The 19,665-nt window shown below is 39.5% G+C and carries 20 protein-coding genes; 6 read left to right on the top strand and 14 right to left on the bottom strand.

The window, feature by feature from the left end; translation table 11 throughout:
- From C0T34_RS14840 to C0T34_RS14805, 8 genes are all read right to left on the bottom strand, one after another.
- Nucleotides 1–146 (bottom strand): GTP-binding protein (locus tag C0T34_RS14840; RefSeq protein ID WP_239450334.1); only part of this gene is annotated, 146 nt, incomplete at its 3' end.
- Nucleotides 147–213: 67 nt separating this feature from the next.
- Nucleotides 214–2,328: an elongation factor G gene (fusA, locus tag C0T34_RS14835; RefSeq protein ID WP_098941726.1), complete on the bottom strand. Its 2,115-nt coding sequence runs from the start codon at nt 2,326–2,328 to the stop codon at nt 214–216.
- A 78-nt stretch (nt 2,329–2,406) separates the two neighbouring features.
- Nucleotides 2,407–2,877 carry a 30S ribosomal protein S7 gene (rpsG, locus tag C0T34_RS14830; RefSeq protein WP_004246897.1) on the bottom strand — a complete coding sequence of 157 codons (471 nt, stop codon included), beginning with the start codon at nt 2,875–2,877 and terminating at the stop codon, nt 2,407–2,409.
- Nucleotides 2,878–2,975: 98 nt separating this feature from the next.
- Complete coding sequence (gene rpsL, locus C0T34_RS14825; protein WP_004236497.1) at nt 2,976–3,350, bottom strand: 30S ribosomal protein S12; 375 nt, start codon at nt 3,348–3,350, stop codon at nt 2,976–2,978.
- Between the two features lie 127 nt (nt 3,351–3,477).
- The gene (gene tusB / locus C0T34_RS14820; protein WP_098941725.1) at nt 3,478–3,771 is read right to left on the bottom strand and encodes a sulfurtransferase complex subunit TusB; all 294 of its coding nucleotides are present in this window, start codon (nt 3,769–3,771) and stop codon (nt 3,478–3,480) included.
- Nucleotides 3,772–3,802: 31 nt separating this feature from the next.
- Nucleotides 3,803–4,171 carry a sulfurtransferase complex subunit TusC gene (gene tusC / locus C0T34_RS14815; RefSeq protein WP_098941724.1) on the bottom strand — a complete coding sequence of 123 codons (369 nt, stop codon included), beginning with the start codon at nt 4,169–4,171 and terminating at the stop codon, nt 3,803–3,805.
- Nucleotides 4,171–4,566 carry a sulfurtransferase complex subunit TusD gene (tusD, locus tag C0T34_RS14810; RefSeq protein ID WP_098941723.1) on the bottom strand — a complete coding sequence of 132 codons (396 nt, stop codon included), beginning with the start codon at nt 4,564–4,566 and terminating at the stop codon, nt 4,171–4,173. Before tusD ends, tusC begins: the two co-directional genes overlap by 1 nt.
- A gap of 9 nt (nt 4,567–4,575) precedes the next feature.
- Nucleotides 4,576–5,280 (bottom strand): transcriptional regulator, encoded by a 705-nt coding sequence (locus C0T34_RS14805; protein ID WP_023583301.1) that lies wholly within the window; start codon nt 5,278–5,280, stop codon nt 4,576–4,578.
- 347 nt (nt 5,281–5,627) lie between these two features.
- Between C0T34_RS14805 and C0T34_RS18160 the strand changes: the two genes are divergently transcribed.
- Complete coding sequence (locus C0T34_RS18160; protein ID WP_162556834.1) at nt 5,628–5,786, top strand: hypothetical protein; 159 nt, start codon at nt 5,628–5,630, stop codon at nt 5,784–5,786.
- Between the two features lie 146 nt (nt 5,787–5,932).
- Nucleotides 5,933–6,814 (top strand): DMT family transporter, encoded by an 882-nt coding sequence (locus C0T34_RS14800; RefSeq protein ID WP_098941722.1) that lies wholly within the window; start codon nt 5,933–5,935, stop codon nt 6,812–6,814.
- Between the two features lie 98 nt (nt 6,815–6,912).
- Here the strand turns inward: C0T34_RS14800 and fkpA are convergent, their stop codons facing one another.
- Nucleotides 6,913–7,665, bottom strand: coding sequence for an FKBP-type peptidyl-prolyl cis-trans isomerase (fkpA, locus tag C0T34_RS14795; protein ID WP_088494382.1), 753 nt, complete (start codon nt 7,663–7,665; stop codon nt 6,913–6,915).
- A 334-nt stretch (nt 7,666–7,999) separates the two neighbouring features.
- On the opposite strand from fkpA, the gene C0T34_RS14790 reads away from it, so the two are divergent.
- Nucleotides 8,000–8,218, top strand: coding sequence for a SlyX family protein (locus tag C0T34_RS14790; RefSeq protein ID WP_023583298.1), 219 nt, complete (start codon nt 8,000–8,002; stop codon nt 8,216–8,218).
- 80 nt (nt 8,219–8,298) lie between these two features.
- Here the strand turns inward: C0T34_RS14790 and slyD are convergent, their stop codons facing one another.
- From slyD to kefG, 4 genes are all read right to left on the bottom strand, one after another.
- Nucleotides 8,299–8,949, bottom strand: a complete 651-nt coding sequence (slyD, locus tag C0T34_RS14785; RefSeq protein ID WP_099075948.1) for a peptidylprolyl isomerase — start codon at nt 8,947–8,949, stop codon at nt 8,299–8,301.
- A gap of 88 nt (nt 8,950–9,037) precedes the next feature.
- Complete coding sequence (locus C0T34_RS14780; RefSeq protein ID WP_109850388.1) at nt 9,038–9,241, bottom strand: YheV family putative zinc ribbon protein; 204 nt, start codon at nt 9,239–9,241, stop codon at nt 9,038–9,040.
- 13 nt (nt 9,242–9,254) lie between these two features.
- On the bottom strand, nt 9,255–11,108 hold the full coding sequence (gene kefB, locus C0T34_RS14775; protein WP_098941720.1) for a glutathione-regulated potassium-efflux system protein KefB: 1,854 nt from the start codon (nt 11,106–11,108) through the stop codon (nt 9,255–9,257).
- Nucleotides 11,108–11,659 carry a glutathione-regulated potassium-efflux system ancillary protein KefG gene (kefG, locus tag C0T34_RS14770; protein WP_098941719.1) on the bottom strand — a complete coding sequence of 184 codons (552 nt, stop codon included), beginning with the start codon at nt 11,657–11,659 and terminating at the stop codon, nt 11,108–11,110. The genes kefB and kefG overlap by 1 nt, the downstream gene beginning before the upstream one ends.
- 121 nt (nt 11,660–11,780) lie before the next feature.
- On the opposite strand from kefG, the gene C0T34_RS14765 reads away from it, so the two are divergent.
- The 3 genes from C0T34_RS14765 (at nt 11,781) to C0T34_RS14755 (ending at nt 18,021) form a co-directional block, all read left to right on the top strand.
- A complete protein-coding gene (locus C0T34_RS14765) occupies nt 11,781–13,715 on the top strand; it encodes an ABC transporter ATP-binding protein (protein ID WP_109850387.1) in 1,935 nt (644 codons plus the stop codon).
- A 331-nt stretch (nt 13,716–14,046) separates the two neighbouring features.
- Nucleotides 14,047–15,735 (top strand): methyl-accepting chemotaxis protein, encoded by a 1,689-nt coding sequence (locus C0T34_RS14760; protein ID WP_098941717.1) that lies wholly within the window; start codon nt 14,047–14,049, stop codon nt 15,733–15,735.
- Between the two features lie 540 nt (nt 15,736–16,275).
- Nucleotides 16,276–18,021, top strand: a complete 1,746-nt coding sequence (locus C0T34_RS14755) for a methyl-accepting chemotaxis protein (RefSeq protein WP_109850386.1) — start codon at nt 16,276–16,278, stop codon at nt 18,019–18,021.
- A 99-nt stretch (nt 18,022–18,120) separates the two neighbouring features.
- On the opposite strand, the gene C0T34_RS14750 is transcribed toward C0T34_RS14755, so the two are convergent.
- Nucleotides 18,121–19,665, bottom strand: coding sequence for a PAS domain-containing methyl-accepting chemotaxis protein (locus C0T34_RS14750; protein WP_109850385.1), 1,545 nt, complete (start codon nt 19,663–19,665; stop codon nt 18,121–18,123).

Raw genomic sequence — 19,665 nt, 5'->3', positions numbered from 1 at the left:
TGATCGAATGCACGAGCAGAACCACCGTAAGTTTTAGCTAAAACTGTAGTGATTGCAGCAGTCAGAGTTGTTTTACCGTGGTCAACGTGGCCGATAGTACCAACGTTAACGTGCGGTTTGGAACGTTCAAATTTTTCTTTAGACACGACTATATTCCTTAATATCGCTCCCTCAAATAGAGGGAGCGTAAACTAAATTGAACTCGAAAGGATCTTATTTCGCTTTACGAGCTTCGATAATAGCCTGAGCGACGTTGCTAGGCGCTTCGTTGTACTTCAAGAACTCCATAGAGTAAGAAGCACGACCCTGAGTTTGTGAACGCAGGTCAGTTGCATAACCGAACATTTCAGCCAGTGGTACTTGAGCACGGATGATCTTACCGGTAGGCAGATCGTCCATACCTTCAACCATACCACGACGACGGTTTAAGTCACCGATAACGTCGCCCATGTAATCTTCTGGCGTTTCAATCTCAACTTTCATGACTGGCTCAAGCAAAATTGGCTTAGCTTTCATGAAGCCGTCTTTAAATGCCATTGATGCGGCAATTTTAAACGCGATTTCTGAGGAGTCAACATCATGGTAAGAACCGTAATGTAAACGAGCCTGAATATCCACAACAGGGTAACCTGCTAATGGACCAGATTTCAGCTGTTCTTGAATACCCTTATCAACAGCTGGGATGAATTCTTTAGGAATTACACCACCAACGATATCGTTGATAAATACGTAGTTCTCTTCACCACCTGCTGGTAATGGAGACAGGTCGATAACAACATGACCGTACTGACCACGACCACCAGATTGTTTCGCGTGCTTACCTTCGATATCAGTTACTGTATCACGAATAGTTTCACGGTAAGCAACCTGTGGTTTACCTACGTTCGCTTCAACTTTAAATTCACGACGCATACGGTCAACTAACACGTCTAAGTGCAGCTCACCCATACCAGCAATGATAGTCTGACCAGTTTCTTCGTCGCTTGATACGCGGAAAGATGGATCTTCCTGAGCCAGACGGTTCAGAGCGATACCCATTTTTTCTTGGTCAGCTTTAGTCTTAGGTTCGATAGCAACAGAGATTACTGGCTCTGGGAATTCCATACGTTCTAAGATGATTGGTGCATCAATCGCACACAGAGTATCACCAGTAGTTACGTCTTTCAGACCGATAGCAGCAGCGATGTCGCCCGCACGAACTTCTTTAATTTCTTCACGCTTGTTAGCATGCATCTGAACAATACGGCCAAAACGTTCTTTTTTGTCTTTAACCGGGTTCAGAACTGTGTCACCTGAGTTTACAACACCAGAGTACACACGGAAGAATGTTAAGTTACCAACAAATGGGTCAGTTGCGATTTTGAATGCCAGAGATGAGAATGGCTCTTCGTCGCTTGAATGACGTTCTGCTGGAGTATCTTTACCGTCTGGTAACATACCTTTGATTGCAGGAACATCTGTTGGTGCTGGCAGGTATTCAATTACCGCATCCAGCATTGCCTGAACACCTTTGTTCTTAAATGCAGAACCACAGGTAACCAGGATAATTTCGTTATCTAGAACGCGTTTACGCAGAGCAGCTTTGATTTCTGCTTCTGTCAGTTCTTCACCGCCCAGATATTTGTCCATCAGCTCTTCTGATGCTTCAGCAGCAGATTCAACCAGATTGTTGTGCCATTCTTCAGCTAAATCTTGCAGATTTGCAGGAATGTCTTCGTATTCGAAGGTAACGCCTTGGTCTTCTTCATTCCAACGGATTGATTTCATTTTAATTAAATCAACAACACCGGTGAAACTTTCTTCAGCGCCTACTGGGATTTGCAGTGGAACTGGGTTTGCTGCCAGACGTGTTTTGATTTGTTCAACAACACGCAGGAAGTTTGCACCCATACGGTCCATTTTGTTAACGAACGCGATACGTGGTACATGATATTTGTTAGCCTGGCGCCATACTGTTTCTGACTGAGGCTGAACACCACCAACTGCACAGTAAACCATAACCGCGCCATCAAGAACACGCATAGAACGTTCTACTTCGATTGTGAAGTCAACGTGTCCTGGGGTGTCGATGATGTTTACACGGTGAGGCTCAAACTGTTTAGCCATACCAGACCAGAATGCAGTAGTTGCTGCGGATGTGATAGTAATACCACGTTCCTGCTCCTGCTCCATCCAGTCCATTGTTGCTGAACCTTCGTGAGTTTCACCAATTTTATGGTTTACACCGGTATAAAACAGAATACGTTCACTTGTAGTGGTTTTACCGGCATCGATGTGCGCACTGATACCGATATTACGGTAGCGTGCTATGGGGGTTTGACGAGCCATTTTTTCCTCTCTCGTGGGCGTTCAATTCAGGTAAAGGACAGCAGAGCTGTCCTGAAAAGAGTTGCAATACTCCGTGGATTACCAACGGTAGTGTGCGAACGCCTTGTTTGCATCTGCCATACGGTGAACGTCTTCACGTTTCTTAACAGCAGCGCCTTTGTTTTCAGCCGCATCAGATAATTCATTTGCCAGGCGAAGAGCCATGGATTTATCACCGCGTTTACGAGCAGCTTCAACAATCCAACGCATTGCTAATGCATTACGACGAACTGGGCGTACTTCAACTGGAACTTGGTAAGTTGAACCACCAACACGGCGGGATTTAACTTCCACAGTAGGACGTACGTTATCTAATGCGATTTCGAACGCTTCCAGTTCAGTTTTGCCTGAACGCTGAGCCAGGGTCTCAAGCGCATTATATACGATAGATTCTGCAGTAGATTTTTTACCGTCTACCATCAGAATGTTTACAAATTTGGCCAGCAGTTCTGATCCGAACTTAGGATCTGGCAGAATTTTACGTTGACCAATTACACGACGACGTGGCATGGAAATACTCCGTTTAAATTCAGGGTTGTCCAAAACTCAATGAGTTTATTTTGACATTAATGGTGAAAAAATGTTTGGCCTTACTTAACGGAGAACCATTAAGCCTTTGGCTTCTTCACACCGTACTTAGAACGAGCTTGTTTACGGTCTTTAACACCGGAACAGTCCAGCGCGCCGCGAACAGTGTGGTAACGCACACCTGGTAAGTCTTTAACACGACCACCACGGATTAAGATTACGGAGTGTTCCTGCAAGTTGTGGCCTTCACCACCGATGTAGGAAGAAACTTCGAAACCGTTAGTCAAACGCACACGGCATACTTTACGCAGTGCTGAGTTTGGTTTTTTTGGAGTGGTAGTATATACACGAGTACATACACCACGTTTTTGCGGGCAAGCTTCCAGAGCTGGAACGTTGCTTTTAACAACTTTCGAGCTACGAGATTTGCGCACCAGCTGGTTAATAGTTGCCATTTAAAAAAAGCTCCTGGTTTTTGCTTCGTAAACACGGATTTGAACTCTGTCTTGTCAACAAGACAAAACATGAGGACGCAGAATTTTATTGCTGACGGGCTCATGTGTCAAGAATTATACAGCAATTCTACGCTCCCCAATGAATTTGTTGGGGGTGTTTTACCGTTAAATCGACAAAATCACCATAATTGATAAGTTTAATGTGATGAGATACTTGATCTTTTAAGCCTCTTGCCAAAACATCATCAATTAATGCGTAAACTGAAATTTGCTGTTGGAGACAATATTTTAATAAGGGATTGTCTTCAAGAACTGCCAGTACACCATCTTGTATTAACAAAACATCATCTTCTTTTGTCAATAAAGATAAAAAAGCCTCTAAATCACTTTGATAAATAGAGACAGAATAAGTATACAACATAACCGTTCAACCTTCCTGACTAACTTCTGTATTAAAAGCGCAATACCACATCATATTCACTCAATTTTTGAGCAATATCTTCTTGGGATATCACCTGTGCATCCAACACAAAAGAAGTTTGAGAGGATAACCCACGATGAGCCATGTCTTTCTGTGATATATAGACGCTTGTCACATCATACAAGGGTAGCACTTTAAATGTTGCAGCATGATGACGTGATAGCACTCCTTCTGGCTGTTGATTTTCAACAAGTTGAAACACACCATCAGAGATAAAAAAAACACCAATATCTTCTGTTAATGCAGAGGTTGCGAGTAAAGCATCTAAACCTTCTCGCCCTGCACTATTACCATGAGGTGCTTGAGTAAAAAGGAATGCGATTGAATTCATTTTCTTCATTAAAATTGCACCACACGGGAACAGGTTAACATCGCTTGAGCCAGTGAGCCTAATCCACTTAACTCAAATTCAGTTGCCATGTTATGGCTATCCATTTCCTGCTCTTTTGCCTGTTGCTCATCGATAATTCCTCTACGCAATGCGGCAGCAACACAAACATGCAAGGGAATTTGATGTTTTTTCGCCAATGTAACCCACGCTTTAGGGAGATCAAATTCATCATTTGCAGGCGATACCAATTTATTAGCATTCACAACACCTTCCCGATAGAAGAATACTTGTGAAATCTTATGCCCTTTTTCAAGAAGGGCATTTGCGAATAAATAGGCACTTGAAGCTTGTTCAGTTCCGTAATGAGGCCCTGTAACCACTAAACAATATGTCAAGGAACTCATAATGTTGCCTTATTCTCCATTTTTAAACTGGCGAATATAGAGATACACAGTATGTTTTGAGATATTTAAACGATCTGCAACCTGATTAATGGCATCTTTAATATCAAAAATACCTTTCTCATAAAGGCTTAACACCACTTGCTTATTCTTAGCATTATTCGCAACTTCGCGATCATTATTTACTTCTTCAATCGTAAACTCTAATGTTTGAGCCACTAAATCATCGACAGATGAAGCAAAGTTAACATCGGATGCAACTTCATGCGTTTCTTCAGGAATAAAGGTCTTGATTATTTCAGAGAATGGAACATCAAGGTTCATATTAATACACAATAAACCAATGACACGGCGTTCACGATTACGAATAGCAATCGTGATTGACTTCATCAATGCACCACTTTTCGCTCTAGTAAAATAAGCCTTTGAAAAACTTGAATCTTCATCTGTGATGTCATGTAACATTTGTAATGCTAAATCGGTAATTGGAGAACCAATCTTACGACCAGTATGTTCTCCATTCGCGATTTTAACCGCTGAACATTTCAAATCTTCCAGAGAGTGCAATACGATTTCGCAATGATTGCCAATGAGCATTGCCAAACCATCCACAGCTGCTTCATAGGACTTTAGTATTTCGTGATCAGTTTGAGTAAAAGGTCGGCTATCTAGTTTTTCAAACTCGCTGCTGTCACCATTAAATAACGGGCTAGACATTTGATTATATAATCCTTAAAGGCTTTAATTATGATAATGACTTGAGGTTCTATTTTTTATAACGATTCGTCATTGCGGATCAATTCAATATTAAAAAAATTTAAATATAAAAACAGAATTAAGAATGATTCTGACGTTAGATCGCCAGAAGATCTACGTCAAGTGACTTAGAATAAGAGCTTTGTGATAGGTCACAGCTTTTTTCATTTTTCTTTATCTTTTGTACTCATTCCCACCTTTTATTTTTGAAAATTTTCCTTTTTCGGAGTGGGCAGGATAAAGATTGACACTACTGAATAGATTACCTATATTCCAAATTATTGTTATTTTAACGAGTGATTAATCCTATGAATATACTGATGATATGCCAATCTCAGCAAACTTCATCAATAATAGGATTAATTTCTGTTGCTTCTATGCCTATTGAAATTCTCTCTTCACCACCTCCGCCTGTGAAAGTGGTTGTAGTCAATACAACGGTTGTTGTTGCAACTCGCGTTGCTTGATTTGTTTACTTAGCTTAAGAACGTACTTAATCACCACTTATATAGTGATATGTTGCTTACGTTTATTCATTGATATTTTATCAATTAGCTAATAATCATTAAAAATAATCAAGCTCTCTTATTGCTTATTTTACAGGTATACCATCATGTACTTACGTCAATATTGGGTAAAATTCGGCCCAACAACGTTATTCGTTTTATTGTGGAGTAGTGGCGCTATCTTTTCTCGCTGGGGATTAGATAATGGTAGCTCATTTGCAATTTTAACTTGGCGTTTTATTATCGCTTTAGCGTTTCTCTCTTTTTTATGTATTCAGCGCCATCGCTTTTTGCCACCGAAAGGAAGTCGTTTAAAAACAGCATGGGTCGGTTTACTTATTATTGGTGGTTATTCTATCTGTTATCTTTTAGCGCTTGCTAATAGCATTACACCAGGAATGTTAGCCACAATTATGGGCGTTCAGCCAATTATTACATTATGGATAATAGAACGTAATTTTACAGCGACACGACTATTAGGGCTTTTAATCGCCTTGGCTGGATTAGTGTTAGTGGTTGCCCAAAGTTTATTTAATACGGCACTCTCATTGACGGGAATGGTTTATGCGTTAGTCGCACTACTCTGCATGAGCTTTGGTGCAATCTCACAGAAAAAACTGCAATTAGCACCGATGGATGCCTTACCGCTACAATATGTTGTTAGCCTTGTGTTGTGTTTATTATTTGTACCCTTCCAGCCTTTTCATGCTTCATTCGACATTGGCTTTATCATTCCTGTACTTTGGCTTGCCGTGATCATTTCTGTTGTTGCTCAATTGCTACTATACCGCTTACTCACAACGGGTAATTTAGTTAACGTCACTAGCTTATTTTATTTAGTACCCGGCGTAACAGCATTAATGGATTACATATTCTTAGGTAACAAGATGTCTTGGCTAAGTTTGGCTGGGATGGGAGCAATCATTGTAGGCTTGCTGTTTGTTTTCAAAAAGCCCAAAGCCATTATTGTTGAAGAGACAGTAGACTAACGCTATGTGTGAATAAACAAACAATAAGCTATACATTAGAAATAAAAATGCTGACATTAATGTCAGCATTTTTTTAGTGATATTTAGAGATAAGTGAATTACTTATCGCTTTCAACACTCAGTAATTCAACTTCAAATACTAATGTTGAGTTAGCAGGAATACCACTTGTTGCACGTTGTCCGTAGCCTAATTCTGGTGGAATAACTAACTTGATTTTACCGCCTTCTTTGATGTACTTCATACCTTCAGTCCAGCCAGGAATAACGCTTTTCAGGCTGATTGTCAGAGGTTCGTTACGATCATAAGAGCTATCAAATTGTTTACCATCAATCAGCATGCCTTTGTAGTTTACAGTAACACGATCAGCATCTGTTGGTGTTTTGCCTTTACCTGGGTTTTCAACTAAATACAGTAAGCCTGATTTAGTTTTTACTACACCTTTCTCAGCGGCAAACTCTGTACGGAATTTATCACCCGCAGTTTTATTCTCAGTCGCTTCTTTTTCCATTTTTGCTGTTGCAGCTGTACGGACTTGATCTTCAAAAGCCGCTAATGTTAATTCAATTTCAGCGTCTGATAATTTTGATTTACTATTAAATGCATCCTGAACACCTGCTAACAGTTGTTTGGAATCTAAAGTAATACCAATATTTTTTTGTTCTTGTAATGCAGCTTCCATATAGCGACCCATCGACGCGCCTAACGCATAGGCATTTTGCTCATTTTGAGTTTTAAATGCGCTATTTAATGTTGGCACTTTAGCTGTAGCTTCTTCAGCGAATGCATGAGGTGCACTGAATGCGAAAGCTAAACTGGTTGCCAGCAACGTCGTTTTTAATAAAGATTTCATCCCATTCTCCAGTATATGTTAGTGAGTCGCTACGTTTTGCAAACGATCATCATAGATCTTTGCTTAAACGTTTTGCATCACATCTTGCTGTCGTTGCGGTATAGATCTCATCCGCGGGTAGCAATTTTATATGAATTTAAAAAATTTGCCGACACTCTTAACAGTTAATGTTAGGATTTTTGTCAGCACAGAGTGCTATCACATTAGCAAAATAGTCTTTTATCTCAAACCAGATTTATGTCTTCCTGTGTATATATCAGTAAATAAGATTAAATTTCGCGAGTTTGTTAATCATATTCGTCGTAATAGGACATTTTAAAGGAGGAAAAACACAATGGATATTAAGGAAGTAGAGCGACTGCTCATTCAATTAGAAAGCAAAGTTGCTTTCCAAGATGCGACTATTGAAGAATTAAATCAGGTGGTCACACAACAGCAAATCGAAATTAGCCGCTTTAAAGAAGCCTTAAAAATTGTTTCTGAGCGCCTAAAAAACTCTCAAACTTCAATACTTGCTAGACCTGAGGACGAAACGCCTCCACCTCACTACTAAGTTCTCGTTTGTTATTGATATCAAAACCGAAAACAAAAAAGGAGCGCTTAAACGCTCCTTTTGATCTTTTCAACGAAAGATTAGTGCTGGCAACCACAACCGCCATTACCGTGGCCGTGACCACCGTGGCCATGACCGCCGCCACCGCAGCATCCACCTTCTTCACCGTGTGAATGACCGTGACCGTGACCGTGACCGTGACCACCGCCACAGCATCCGCCTTCTTCACCGTGACCGTGGCCACCACAACATTCATGCTCTTCTTCTTCACCGTGTACGTGACCGTGAGCTAATTCTTCTTCAGTCGCTTCACGAATTGCAACGATTTCAACATGAAACTTCAGGTTTTGACCTGCTAACATGTGGTTACCATCAACGATAACTTCGTCACCTTCAATACCTGTAATTTCTACTGGTACTGGACCTTGATCAGTATCAGCAAGAAAACGCATACCAACTTCTAACTCATCAACACCAACAAAAACATCTTTCGGTACACGTTGAACTAAGTTTTCGTCGTATTGACCATATGCATCGTCAGAAGCCACTTCTACGTCGAATTTTTCACCGACTTCGCGACCTGTTAATGCATTTTCTAAACCACTGATTAAAGAACCACGGCCATGCAGATAGTCTAACGGTGCGCTCACCGTGGACTCATCAACTAAAACACCGTCTTCTGATCTTACTTGATAAGCCAGACTAACTACCAAGTCGTTTGCTACTTTCATGACATCTCCTACATACCCGTGGGCAAAATTTTCCCGATTGTAACGAAAAATAAATCTTCTGTATCGGGTTATATCAAAAAACCTACAATTATTGTGGTATAAAGATCCCAATGACCTGCTCATTTTCACGAACAAGGGAATTAACTTCACCCTCTGTTTGCCGTTGTTGATGGCCACATTTTGCACATTCCACAATATCCACTTTATCTTCACGCCACATTTTGAGTGTATCTTGAGCTTGACAGTGTGGACACACAGCTCCTGCGATAAAGCGTTTACGGGTTGCAGACATGGGGTCAATTCTCCTATTTATCAATAGATTTTTTTTCTTTATGTATTTGAGGAATGTCTTCTGTTAAAGATTCATCCCAAATATCAGGCTGATGGTGCTCTTGACGAATTTCTTCACTAAATAACTCCTCAAGTTCCCGTCTCGCTTCTTTTACTCGTGAAACGTTAGAAACTTCTTCAGGTGATTCATCCACCAGCTTTCTCAATAAGTTGATATCGAGACGACGAAAATGCTGTTGTGCCCGATAAGCTTGATGAGGATGCATTCCTAATTCAATTAACGTTTTACGACCTAACTCTAAGGCACTAGAAAATGTTTCACGACTAAAATCTGTCACCCCTGCTTTGAGCAATTCATGAGCTTCAACACGCCCTCTTGCCCTTGCAATAATATGCAAGTTAGGGAAATGATGCTGACAGAGATGAACAATTTCCATCGTAGCTTCAGGTTCATTACAGGTGATAACAATGGTTTTAGCATGTTCAGCACCGGCAGCACGCAATAAATTGAGATCAGTGGCATCACCATAATAAACTTTATAGCCATATTTCCGCATGGTGCTTATGCTTCCAACATCATGCTCTAATACCGTGACGTTAATCTTATTCGCCATTAACAAACGCCCTACAACCTGCCCCATTCGGCCAAATCCGACAAGGATGACCTCTGGGTGGTTATTTTCAACAAAAGGCTGTTCGTCCGTTTTAGCGTCATTATAGCGACGAGCAAACACAGCGTCTGTCATTTGCATCACAAGAGGCGTTGTCATCATAGAAAGTGTGACAACAACCAACAATAACGCCATTTGCTGACTATCTAATACACCCATTGCCATCGATGTCGAGAAAACAACAAACGCAAATTCCCCGCCTTGGCTTAACACAGCTGAGAATTGTAATCGTGTGGAAAAACGTAATCTGGCTAACCACGCAATACTATAAAGTATCAATGCTTTTACAATAACCAGAACTAAGACGCCCAATAATACTTGTGGGAGATAACGCCATAAAATACCGATATCTAAAGACATACCGACAGAGATAAAAAAGAGCCCTAAAAGTAAGCCTTTAAAAGGCTCAATGGAGATCTCTAATTCATGTCGATACTCTGAATCTGCCAATAACACACCCGCAATAAAGGTCCCCATTGCCATTGAAAAGCCAAGAGTTTCCATAAAAATAGCGGCACCTAACACAACAAGCAGTGCAGCGGCAGTAAAAACTTCCCTTACTCCCGATTTCACCACTAAGCGCAGGAGTGGACGTAATAAATAACGACCACAAATCAGCAATCCAGCAAAAGCAGCCACTTTCACGCCAATGCGATACCAATCACTGCTTGCCGTTTCTCCAGCTAACAAAGGAATAACGGCAAGAATAGGAATAACAGCCATATCTTGGAAAAGTAAAACAGCAAAACCTAATTGTCCGCCTTCATTATGGTTCATTCCTTTCTCGTTCATAAGTTGCAATGCCATTGCCGTTGAAGACATCGCAATACCTAAGCCTCCAATTACAGCTGCCTGCCATGAAAAAGAAGTAAAAACGAGGATGAGCCCTGAAAAAATAGAAGCGGTTAATACCACCTGCATTGAACCAACACCAAAAATGGCACGTCTCAGTTCCCATAGCTTGGCTGGATTTAATTCCAAACCAATAAGAAACATTAAAAAGACCACGCCTAATTCAGCAAAATGTAAGATATTATCAACATCTTTAAACAGCCCTAATCCCCAAGGACCAATAGCAATACCCGCAATCAAATAACCAAGTACTGCACCAATTTTAAGGCGTTGTGCAATCGGCACCATAATCACGGCAGCACACAAGAAAAAGAGCACAGCTTTAATCATCCAATTATCTTCCATCAGGCTTGCTCTCCTTCAAGTGGCGCACTTAACCAATGGCGATAAGCCTCACCGATATGAGTCAGTGTTGTTTTAGACTGTTGTCTTGCTGAATACACAATCATTGGTGATAGCCAGCGCATACCACACATTTCTGCCATTAATTCAAAAGGACGTAATAACTCTGTCAGTGTGTAGTGATTCTTCCCATCATGTTGATAAGCCTGTTCAGGCTCTCCCGTTGTAATAACACAACGAAATGACTTACCCTTTAATTGTGCTCTACCTGCTTTGTTAGCAAATGGACGAGTTAACACTCTGTCTTGCCACTCTTTTAATAATGCGGGACAACTATATGTTTGCAATGGAAATTGAAAAACGATCACTTGGTGCTTACACAACAAGGATTGTTCATGGTGTATATCAATAAAAAAATCAGGATAAGTAGCATATAAATCATGAATAGTTATATTCTCTAAATCCCTCACCGCTTTTAATAACGCTTTATTGGCGATTGATTGGCGCGGCTCGGGATGAACATACACCAGCAATACATTTGATGCGTTTGACATCATTCCTCCTTACAAAACGTGTCAGAAACTGTTTTTTCCGTTACCATGCACGCATTGTGACCAACTGTTACGAACAACTTACTCTATATATTAATTTACATACTCTTAATAGACGATATTTATGATTGTTTTTTCTTCCTTGCAAATTCGCCGTGGTGTCAGAGTGTTACTGGACAATGCCAGTGCAACCATTAATCCAGGGCAAAAGATTGGTCTAGTCGGTAAAAATGGCTGTGGCAAAACCACATTACTTTCTTTATTGAAGGGTGAACTTCAAGCTGAAGCAGGCAATGTCACCTATCCTAGTACATGGTCAATGGCATGGGTTAACCAAGAAACACCTGCACTTGATGTGCCTGCTATTGATTATGTTATTGATGGTGATAGAGAATATCGCCAGTTAGAACAACGATTACAAAAAGCGAACGATATAAATGACGGTCATGCTATCGCACTGATCCACGGGCAATTAGATGCAATTAATGCATGGACAATACAATCCCGTGCAGCAACCTTACTGAATGGTTTAGGTTTTAGCCAACAGCAGCTTAATGAACCTGTAAAATCATTTTCAGGTGGCTGGCGAATGCGTTTAAACTTAGCACAAGCGCTGATTTGTCGATCTGATTTACTGCTACTCGATGAACCAACCAACCACTTAGATTTAGATGCCGTTATTTGGCTAGAAAAATGGCTAAAGAGCTACACAGGCACACTTATTTTAATTTCCCATGACCGTGATTTTCTTGATCCTATCGTGAATAAAATCTTGCATATCGAGCAAGAAAAAATCTTTGAATATTCAGGCAACTACTCTTCGTTTGAAATGCAACGTGCAACCAAACTCGCACAACAACAAGCATTGTTTGAAAATCAACAAGCTAAAATTGCACACTTACAGAGTTTTATAGATAGATTTAAAGCAAAAGCGACAAAAGCCAAACAAGCTCAAAGCCGTGTCAAAATGCTTGAGAGAATGGAAAAGGTTGCTCCTGCGCATTCAGATAACCCATTCCATTTTAGCTTCCGTCAACCCGAAAGCTTGCCTAATCCACTTTTATCAATGGAGAAAGTCAGCGCGGGTTATGGTGAAAAAATTATTCTTAATGATATCAAACTCAATTTAGTTCCTGGCTCGCGTATTGGATTATTAGGACGCAATGGTGCAGGTAAATCGACACTGATTAAATTACTTGCAGGTGAGATTGAACCGTTACAGGGGAAATTGGCACTTTCTAAAGGTATTAAGCTTGGTTATTTTGCCCAACATCAATTAGAATTTTTACGCTCAGATGAATCGGCACTACAGCATTTAACTCGTTTAGCACCTAAAGAGACTGAACAAAAATTACGTGATTACTTGGGTGGTTTCGGCTTTCATGGCGATAAAGTCACAGATGCTTGTGGTCAATTCTCTGGGGGTGAAAAGGCGCGTTTGGTCTTATCACTTTTAGTTTGGCAACGTCCTAACTTGCTATTAATGGATGAACCAACAAACCACCTTGATCTAGATATGCGCCAAGCACTGACTCAAGCTTTAATTAGCTTTGAAGGCGCAATTGTTGTCGTATCGCATGATAGGCATTTATTACGCTCCACCACTGACGATCTCTATCTGGTGCACGATGGTCAAGTTGAGCCATTTGATGGTGATCTTGATGATTATCAACAGTGGTTAGTTGATCAAAATCGTCAAGAGACACAGGCAAATAAGAGCCAACAAGATAACGACAATATCACGACAACCACCAATTTAAGCGCTCAAGATAAAAAAGAGCAAAAACGCAAAGAAGCGGAGTTTAGACAGCAAACCCAGCCTCTACGCAAGAAACTCACAACATTAGAAAGTAAGATGGATAAATTAAGCCAAGAGCTTAGTGATATCGAAACAGTTCTTTCTGATAGTGGTATTTATGATACTAGCCGTAAAAATGAGCTTTCTGATTGCTTAAACCGACAAAGTGTTGCGAAATCCGCACTAGAAGAAGTGGAAATGGAATGGATGGAGTTACAAGAAACACTGGAAGAAATGACAAACACATTTGAAGCCCAGTAATACAACGCAATCCATTAAAAAAGGAACTATTTAACTTAAAATAGTTCCTTTATTTTTGCTCTTCAATTCATTCTGAAAATTTATACAATTCATTTCACTTACGGTATTTATATCATTTTACAATAGCACGATTTACACAAAATATAATCTCACCCTATCTAACAATAACCCAATAAAAATAAGTATTTAACGTTTATTTTTCACCTATTTATATTAAGTAAGGGAAATAAATTCTTTCACGCTAAAGTTTTTAACATTCCAGCCGAATTAATCATTCTGCTAAGTGGACCTCCCACTTACCAACGAAAAGGCAAAGCTAATAGGTAGGGTTATGTTAAAACGAATTAAAATCTCTCAAGGTTTAATGTGTGTCCTGACTCTGTTTTGTATTATTCAGATCATTTCTGGAGTACAAAGCATTCACGATGCCTACCAGACTCAAAACACGCTTAAAAAAATTTCATACAGTTTTGATCAACTACGCACAATGGATAATACCTATGCGGAGTTGAATACATTACGCACTGATATTATTGCACAAGCATTTAGTTATATTTCAAATCCTCAAGCCGAGGATGCGAACATCACCACATTTATGCAAACCATGCCTGCGCGTAAAGCACAAGTTGATGCATTGATGAATGAGTATGTTGAGCTATCTGCGCAAACAGGTTTCGATCAGCAACGTATGGCACAGATCAAACAACTCTACCAAAAGAGCCGAGCTGATCTTGATTTACTAGCGCAGTATTTAAGTGAACGTAACACTAACGCAGTTCGTTTAATTTTAAAAAGCCCAGCAAACACTAACTTCACCAATTCATTATATGAAGCCACCGACTTTATTACCGATGAAGTTGTGAATCCTTCAGTGATTGAAGCAGAAGGTAACTACCACAGCATGTTGTGGATAGCATCACTCTTTATGGGTATCTTCCTCATCTTTACCACTTTAGTGCTTATTTGGATCCGCAAATACATCATTGTGCGCATTAACCAAATGATCATCTATCAAGAGGCAATTGCTAAAGGTGATCTAGTCAGTCGTATTGATAGCGATATTTCAGGTAAGACTGAAATCGATCAACTCATGCTCGGCTTACAGCAAATGCGTGCTCAATTAAAAGAGATGGTAAGCTCGATTCGAAATACTAGTGCAACTATTTACACTGGCGTACAAGAGATTGCTGCAGGTAATAATGATTTATCGAGTAGAACTGAAGAGCAAGCCAGTGCATTAGAAGAAACGGCATCCAGCATGGAGCAGATGACCGCAACTATTCGTAATAACACAGAAAGCGCTCGTGAAGTCACAGAGCTCGTTATGAGTACTGCCGATATTGCCGTTCAAGGTGGTGAGCATAGTAATAAGATGGTAATGACAATGACAGACATTGCCGATCGCTCACAAAAAATTGGTGAAATCACTGCGGTCATTGATGATATTGCTTTCCAAACCAATATATTAGCCCTTAACGCTGCCGTTGAAGCGGCTAGAGCGGGTGAACAAGGCCGTGGTTTCTCTGTGGTTGCAAGTGAAGTTCGTAATTTAGCACAACGTAGTGCGGAAGCGGCGAAAGAAATCAAAGAGCTGATTGAATCGACAATATTACGTGTTAGACAAGGTAATGATCTTGTCGAACAAGTGAGTTTATCAATGGGTGAGATTGTCACTTCTGTTAATCATGTTTCGGGTTCGATGAAAGAAATTTTATCTGCATCAGAAGAACAAACTCGTGGTATTGCACAGATTAGCCTTGCTGTTAATGAAATGGATAAAGCAACACAGCAAAATGCGGCGATGGTTGAACAATCAACAGCTGCCTCTGCCACATTAAGTGAACAAGCAAGTATGCTGGATACGATTGTGAATACATTCAAAGTTGAGCACGAAAAAGTTGCACCAACTAAAACTAAGTTGCCTACATTCTCAGCTAAATCACAAGACACTGAAACACTTAAAACACCAACAATAAAAACCAATAATCACGAAACAGACGATAATTGGGAAAGCTTTTAATGATACCTCTCATACAATATCGTGTGAGAAAGTTGTGCAGAAAATAGCCCAGAACATATAACAAAACCTCTACCTACCATACTCCCAGTGATTTTTCTGGGAGTATTTCTGATCCCACCGTACATAAACACAAAAAAACAGATTGTTTTTCATACGAAACAAAAGCATTTTTTGAGAAAAATTAAGAGCGTTTATGAAAGCGACAATTTTATTTTACTTATCATAAGATAAAAAGATAAATAAAAATAAAATACTGCTTATTATTGTTTTAATATCCAACAAATCATTATTAATATTTATATTTTAATAATTAACACAAAAAATAAGTAAGATAATATACTTATGGTTTTTTCTATTAATCATTAGAAAATTTTAGCCATTAGCTGACAATCAAAGCTAAAAAAAGAAATATAAGTCGTCTTTACTATCAAATAGAGTAGAAAAGGTAAAGTTTTTAAATATTGAGCCGAATAAGTTTAATTGATAAATAGTTATCGCTCCTTGCTGTGTGTCCTACAAACCAATTAAATAGGTAAGGCTATGCTGAAACGAATAAAAATATCTAATGGCTTAATGTTTATCTTAATACTGTTTTGCGCCATTCAACTTTTTTCTGGTGCAATGAGTATCCGTGATGCGAGTTTAACAAATAAGCGGATCTCACAATTAGCGAATGGCTTTGAACAGATAAAAACGATGGATTATGGTTATGCTGAGTTAAATAAATTACGTGAAGATATGCTAAATGTTATGTTTGAAACCCATCTCACACCCGATATTGCAGAAAGTAAAATTTCTGATTTCATTTCTTCTTATCCAAAAAGAAAACAAGAAATTACACGTATTATTACTGCATATTTCACTACTACCGAAGAAGCAGATTTTGATCCCGAAAAAATAGAGAGCATGAAAAAGCTCTTTAATCGTGTACTTTATGATCTTGACCAACTTGTATCATGTTTAGAAATTCGTGATTACTACGGCTTTCAATCTCTTTATGCACATAATACCAATGAACGCTTTACTCAATCTCTTTATGAAGCAACGGATTATCTCAGTGATAACATTGTTACTCATGCAATAAAAGCAGCTCAAGGTAATTATGAACGAGCATTAGTTTTAGCTTTTGTCTTTATGTTTGTTTTTATTCTTTTTACTGTCCTTGTTGTACTTTGGATACGTCGAAATATTGTTTTACGTATCAATCAAATTGTCGATTATATGTCGGAAATTTCACAAGGAAACTTATTAGAAAATAAAGATGTCACAGTAAAAGGAAATAATGAAATAGACCAATTAATTACAGGTATTCAATATATGCGTACTGAACTGTCATTAATTGTGAATGCGATCCGAGGGACAAGTCATCATATTTATACCGGTGTTCAAGAGTTATCCGCAGGGAATACCGATCTTTCTTGTCGTACCGAAGAACAAGCAAGTGCATTAGAAGAAACCGCATCAAGTATGGAACAACTCACAGCAACAGTGAGAAACAATACAGAAAGTGCCCGTGAAGTTTCACACCTGATTAGTCAGACCTCCAATATTGCCAGCAAAGGAGGCGATGTCACCAATAGAATGGTGAAAACGATGACTGATATTGCCGATAGTTCACAAAAAATTGGTGAAATCACCGCGGTTATCAATAGCATCGCTTTCCAAACCAATATTCTCTCGTTAAATGCTGCGGTTGAAGCCGCAAGAGCGGGCGAACAAGGTCGAGGTTTCTCAGTCGTTGCTACCGAAGTAAGAGAATTGGCACAACGCAGTGCCGAAGCTGCAAAGGAAATTAAAGAGTTAATTGATGCCTCTATTAGCCGTGTTCGTCATGGCAATGATCTAGTTGAGCAAGTTAGCATTTCTATGGGCGAAATACTGACATCCGTAAAACATGTTGAAGATTCAATGACGGAAATTTTATCTGCGTCAGAAGAGCAAACTCGAGGTATCACTCAAGTCTCTCTTGCCGTCACAGAAATGGATAAAGCAACACAGCAAAATGCAACGATGGTTGAACAATCTTCTGCTGTTGCCAGCTTATTAACTGAAGAAGCAGGTAATCTTGAACAAATTGTTGAGCAATTTAAAACGGCTGAAAGTGAACAGTTCAATAAAAAGGCACAACATAAAGTAATAGAAAAACAGTTCTCATCTGAAAAATCACAGCATACAAAAGATGAGAAGATCAAAAACACAGTCAAAGATGACGTGAAAGAGAGAAAATCAGCAAAAGGAACAGCGACTGTAAATGACGGTGAAGATGATGATTGGACAAGCTTTTAACTCATTGAGTTGATCATGATAAAAGCGTGATTTAGATAAACACAAAGACACCTATTTTTAGTAGGTGTCTTTTTCTTTTACTTCTTAAATAATGACAAATTAATGAAATACATTGATTGCACTAACTAAGTAATTAGTTTGTACTTTCATTTCACCTGAAATCATTGAGGCTTTAGAAACATAATTCGCATTTTCATGCGTAATCGATTCCAATTTTTCAACAGCGCGACCAAGCTCTTTTAAACCTGCACTCTGTTCTGATGATGCAAGACTAATTTCACCAATTAAATCAGTCACATTTTTAACATGCACTACAATATCTTCCATAGTTCCGACTGTTTCATTGACTTGCTTTGAGCCGACTTTGATATTGCTACTTGAAGCACTGATCAATGTTTTGATCTCTTTCGCTGCCTCTGCGCTGCGCTGCGCTAGCTCCCTTACTTCTGTTGCAACCACTGAGAAACCTCGACCTTGTTCGCCTGCTCTGGCCGCTTCTACGGATGCATTAAGTGCAAGGATATTAGTTTGAAAGGCAATGCTATCAATAACACCAATGATATTACTAATACGATCAGAACTCTTCGCAATATCATTCATTGTATTAACGATATTATCCATTGCACTACCTCCTTTTATCGCTGCCTCACAAGTGACATTAGAGAGGTTGTTTGCTTGCCCTGCCGTTTCACTATTGCTGCTTACCGCTGTCGTTAATTCATTCATCGTTGAGGCAGTTGCTTCAACATTGCTGGCAGTTTGCTCTGTTCTTACATACAGATCGCGATTACCTGCGGCTAATTGATCACAAGAGATGTCTACTTGATGTATTTGATGACTCACATCACTGACTAACCAACGGAACATACGCCCTAATTGATTAACTGAACGCTGTGTCATACCCACTTCATCGATGCGATTTATATATGTAACGTTATGTTCATCGCCAGTTGCAACTCGATTCGCTTGCTCATTCAGGAGTCTAATTGGCTTAACAATCTGAAAATAGAGAATACGTTCATTTGCCATCAGTAATACCAGCAAAATCGCCATATGCATAAAAAGAGCATAACCCGATAAACCAGCAAACCATGCACTCAACAACATAAAAGGTAGAGGTAAGAGGATAAAAAGACGAAGTCGTTTTTTTAATGAAATTGTCTGATTCCATGAGCGCCAACGTTGCCATCCTTTATAAACAAAAGCGCCTTTTAAAAACATGTGTGAAGGATACTTACCTTGATTAAACGCGGCGTAAAGCGCTGAGGCTTGTGCTATTTCCTCTTTTCTTGCAGAAGTCCTTACTGACATAAAACTTTGAATTTTACCCTGACGTATAATAGGGGTAATATTCGCCCTTACCCAATAGTAATCCCCATTTTTACGCCGATTCTTCACGATCCCAGTCCAAACCTCTCCTTGTTTTAACGTTTTCCACATATCCTTAAAAACTGCTGAAGGGATATCTGGATGTCGGACAATATTGTGGGGTTGTCCCACTAGTTCTTCCACTGAAAACCCACTGGCTTCGACAAAGTCCTCGTTGGCATAAATAATATTGCCATCAAGATCTGTCGTCGACATCAGTGTTGCGTTTTCAGATACCGGGTATTCTCGCTGTGTCACCGGTTGATTGTTACGCAT

This window comes from Proteus sp. CA142267 (assembly GCF_003336825.1).
Lineage (GTDB): Bacteria > Pseudomonadota > Gammaproteobacteria > Enterobacterales > Enterobacteriaceae > Proteus > Proteus terrae.
Note: the sequence above shows the minus strand (reverse complement) of the source record. Positions and strands in the feature narration are given on the sequence as shown.

Bases quoted from the DNA above. Each gene is read 5' to 3' on its own strand.
- C0T34_RS14780 (WP_109850388.1), bottom strand. From the start codon at position 9,241: ATGTCTGCAACCCGTAAACGCTTTATCGCAGGAGCTGTGTGTCCACAC.
- C0T34_RS14750 (WP_109850385.1), bottom strand. From the start codon at position 19,665: ATGCGTAACAATCAACCGGTGACACAGCGAGAATACCCGGTATCTGAA.
- tusD (WP_098941723.1), bottom strand. From the start codon at position 4,566: ATGAGTTCCTTGACATATTGTTTAGTGGTTACAGGGCCTCATTACGGA.
- tusC (WP_098941724.1), bottom strand. From the start codon at position 4,171: ATGAAGAAAATGAATTCAATCGCATTCCTTTTTACTCAAGCACCTCAT.
- kefB (WP_098941720.1), bottom strand. From the start codon at position 11,108: ATGGAAGATAATTGGATGATTAAAGCTGTGCTCTTTTTCTTGTGTGCT.
- fkpA (WP_088494382.1), bottom strand. From the start codon at position 7,665: ATGAAATCTTTATTAAAAACGACGTTGCTGGCAACCAGTTTAGCTTTC.
- kefG (WP_098941719.1), bottom strand. From the start codon at position 11,659: ATGTCAAACGCATCAAATGTATTGCTGGTGTATGTTCATCCCGAGCCG.
- C0T34_RS18160 (WP_162556834.1), top strand. From the start codon at position 5,628: ATGAATATACTGATGATATGCCAATCTCAGCAAACTTCATCAATAATA.
- C0T34_RS14805 (WP_023583301.1), bottom strand. From the start codon at position 5,280: ATGTCTAGCCCGTTATTTAATGGTGACAGCAGCGAGTTTGAAAAACTA.
- C0T34_RS14760 (WP_098941717.1), top strand. From the start codon at position 14,047: ATGTTAAAACGAATTAAAATCTCTCAAGGTTTAATGTGTGTCCTGACT.
- C0T34_RS14800 (WP_098941722.1), top strand. From the start codon at position 5,933: ATGTACTTACGTCAATATTGGGTAAAATTCGGCCCAACAACGTTATTC.
- tusB (WP_098941725.1), bottom strand. From the start codon at position 3,771: ATGTTGTATACTTATTCTGTCTCTATTTATCAAAGTGATTTAGAGGCT.
- rpsL (WP_004236497.1), bottom strand. From the start codon at position 3,350: ATGGCAACTATTAACCAGCTGGTGCGCAAATCTCGTAGCTCGAAAGTT.
- fusA (WP_098941726.1), bottom strand. From the start codon at position 2,328: ATGGCTCGTCAAACCCCCATAGCACGCTACCGTAATATCGGTATCAGT.
- C0T34_RS14755 (WP_109850386.1), top strand. From the start codon at position 16,276: ATGCTGAAACGAATAAAAATATCTAATGGCTTAATGTTTATCTTAATA.
- rpsG (WP_004246897.1), bottom strand. From the start codon at position 2,877: ATGCCACGTCGTCGTGTAATTGGTCAACGTAAAATTCTGCCAGATCCT.
- C0T34_RS14765 (WP_109850387.1), top strand. From the start codon at position 11,781: ATGATTGTTTTTTCTTCCTTGCAAATTCGCCGTGGTGTCAGAGTGTTA.
- slyD (WP_099075948.1), bottom strand. From the start codon at position 8,949: ATGAAAGTAGCAAACGACTTGGTAGTTAGTCTGGCTTATCAAGTAAGA.
- C0T34_RS14790 (WP_023583298.1), top strand. From the start codon at position 8,000: ATGGATATTAAGGAAGTAGAGCGACTGCTCATTCAATTAGAAAGCAAA.